This is a genomic window from Pseudogemmobacter humi, assembly GCF_900609055.1.
Taxonomy (GTDB): Bacteria; Pseudomonadota; Alphaproteobacteria; order Rhodobacterales; family Rhodobacteraceae; genus Pseudogemmobacter; species Pseudogemmobacter humi.
In genome coordinates this window covers 1-2025 of record NZ_UXAW01000131.1, presented here as the reverse complement: position 1 = coordinate 2025, position 2025 = coordinate 1, and the positions used below count along the sequence as shown (strand labels likewise).

The following is a 2025-nucleotide window of genomic DNA, read 5'->3' as shown; positions in this document are numbered from 1 at the left end:
CCCCCGCCCCATCCGGCGGCAAGGCGATCCAGATCGGTTTCTTCTCGGTCGAGGCGAACGCCACCCGCGCCCGCGACCAGCTGGCGAAAGCCGGCATCCAGGCCCAGGTCCGCAAGGAAAGCGCGCAGGGCAAGGATTACTGGTCGGTCTTCGCCCGCGGCGACGCCGCTTTGCTCAAGAAAATCAAGGCCGCCGGTTTCGCCGACGCCTATATGCTTAAATGAGGGAGAGCCGATGTTCCTGCGCCGGATCCTGCCGCATCTGAAAACCGCCCTCGTGCTTGCGGTCGTCTCGTTCAGCCCGGCGCATGCGTTCGAGACCCAGGCCCGCGCGGCATGGGTCTATGATGTGACCACCCATACCGTGCTGATGGACAAGAACGCCGACGAGCCGCTGCCGCCGGCTTCGATGTCCAAACTGATGACGATCAACATGCTGTTCGAGGCCCTGCGCGACGGCCGTGTCCGGATGGACACCGCCTTCGCCGTCTCGGACCGCGCGGTCGAGATGACGCGGCGCGGCGGCTCGACGATGTTTCTCCAGCACACCGACCGGCCCACGGTCGAGGATCTGATCCACGGCATGATCGTCAATTCCGGCAACGACGCCTGTATCGTGGTGGCCGAGGGGCTGGCGGGCACCGAAGACGCCTTCTCGGCCCAGATGACCGAACGCGCCCGGGCCCTGGGCATGACCGGATCCAGCTTCAAAAACGCCTCGGGCTGGCCCGCCGACGGGCACCGGATGTCGATGCGCGACCTCGGCATTCTGGCACAGCGGCTGATCGGGGAATTCCCCGAATACTACCCGATCTTCGCCGAGACCGAATACGACTACAAGAACCGCTCGCCCGACAACCGCTGGAACCGCAACCCGCTGCTGAAGCTCAACATCGGCGCCGACGGGCTGAAGACCGGCCATACCCAGGAGGCGGGCTACGGCCTCGTCGGCAGCGCGAAACAGGGCAATCGCCGGGTGATCTTCGCGATCACCGGCCTGCCCACGGAAAAGGCCCGCGCCGAAGAGGCCGAGCGCATCGTCGCCTGGGCCTTCCGCCAGTTCGCCGAGAAGACCGTGGCCGGCAAAGGCGTGCGGGTGGCCGAGGCCGAGGTCTTCATGGGCGCGGCCGACAGCGTGGGCCTCGTGCCCGCCGAGGATCTGAAACTGCTGGTCCCCGCGCTGGTGCAGGAGAACGTCCGCGCCGAAGTGACCTACAAAGGCCCGCTGCACGCGCCGCTCGCCGCCGGCGAGCAGGTGGCCGAGATGGTGATCTTCGTCCCGGGCCTGCCCGAGCGCCGGGTGCCGCTGGTGACCGAGACCGAGGTCGCCAGGGCCGGTTTCGCCCGCCGCCTGACCACCGCCGCGGGCGTGCTGTGGAAGACCTATGTGATGGGCGGAACCGCCGCCCCGGCCAGCTGAGCCCGGGCCGTGGCGGGGCTTTTCGTCTCGTTCGAGGGGATCGACGGCTCGGGGAAAAGCACCCAGGCCCGGATGCTGGCCGATCATCTGCGCGCGGCCGGCCATACCGTCACACTGACACGCGAACCGGGCGGCTCGGCCGGCGCCGAGGAAATCCGCCGCCTCGTGCTGGAAGGCGCAGCCGACCGCTGGTCGCCCGAGACCGAGATCCTTCTGTTCACCGCCGCGCGGCGCGACCACCTGGAAAAGACCATCCGCCCGGCGCTCGCCCGCGGCGAGGTGGTGATCTGCGACCGCTTCGCCGATTCCACCCGCGTCTTCCAGGGCTTGACCCGCGGCGATCTGCGCGAAACCGTCGACCGGCTGCATGATCTGATGATCGGCACCGACCCCGACCTGACACTGCTGATCGACCTTTCCCCGGCAGAGGGCCTCGCCCGCGCCACCGCCCGCCAGGGCTCCGAGATGCGGTTCGAGGACATGGGCCTCGCCTTCCAGACCCGGGTGCGCGAGGGCTTCCTCGCCCTCGCCGCCAAAGCGCCGCAGCGCTTCCGGGTGATCGATGGCGCCCGCCCCCCCGCCGAGGTCGCAACCGGGGTCGCCGCC

3 protein-coding genes are annotated in these 2025 nt (G+C 69.0%); all 3 read left to right on the top strand.

Features of this window, described 5'->3' with window-relative positions:
- Nucleotides 1–224 (top strand): SPOR domain-containing protein (locus XINFAN_RS20260; protein WP_148087162.1); only part of this gene is annotated, 224 nt, incomplete at its 5' end.
- 10 nt (nucleotides 225–234) lie between these two features.
- A complete protein-coding gene (locus XINFAN_RS20255) occupies nucleotides 235–1419 on the top strand; it encodes a D-alanyl-D-alanine carboxypeptidase family protein (RefSeq protein WP_124088669.1) in 1185 nt (394 codons plus the stop codon).
- A 9-nt stretch (nucleotides 1420–1428) separates the two neighbouring features.
- On the top strand, nucleotides 1429–2025 hold a 597-nt coding region (gene tmk, locus XINFAN_RS20250; protein ID WP_124088668.1), incomplete at its 3' end, for a dTMP kinase.